The organism is Novosphingobium sp. B-7 (assembly GCF_000410615.1).
GTDB classification, from domain to species: Bacteria; Pseudomonadota; Alphaproteobacteria; order Sphingomonadales; family Sphingomonadaceae; genus Novosphingobium; species Novosphingobium capsulatum.
Window position 1 is genome coordinate 14,626 of the sequence record NZ_KE148517.1, and the last position, 338, is coordinate 14,963.

Annotated in this window: 1 protein-coding gene; it reads right to left on the reverse strand. The window is 71.6% G+C overall.

Going from position 1 to position 338, the window contains the following annotated elements; all coding sequences use genetic code 11:
* Positions 1-338 (reverse strand): DUF1275 family protein (locus H926_RS30385; protein WP_148291876.1); only part of this gene is annotated, 338 nt, incomplete at both ends.

Here is a 338-nt window from a genome sequence, read left to right on the forward strand (position 1 = left end):
GAGCAGCCCTGACCAGAGCAGCGCCCACGACCGCCATTCGCCGCCCCCGCTCACGCCGGCAAGCTGGCGCGCCAGGCCCTGGCCCAGCTTGACCAGGGCGCCAGTCATATAGGTGAGCCCCACGGCCACTTCGCCATCGCGCAGGAACGTGTTGTTGAGCGCGCCCATCGCCAGCACCAGCCCGGCCAGCATGGCGCCGTGCTGGCCCAGCACCCGCGCCAGCGCCGCTTCGAGCAAACACAGCGTGACCAGGCCCAGCACCGCCGGCTTGCGCCTGGCCCCGGCCTTGAGCGCCACCAGTGTGCCCAGGGTTACCCCCACCACGAACCCGGTGATCA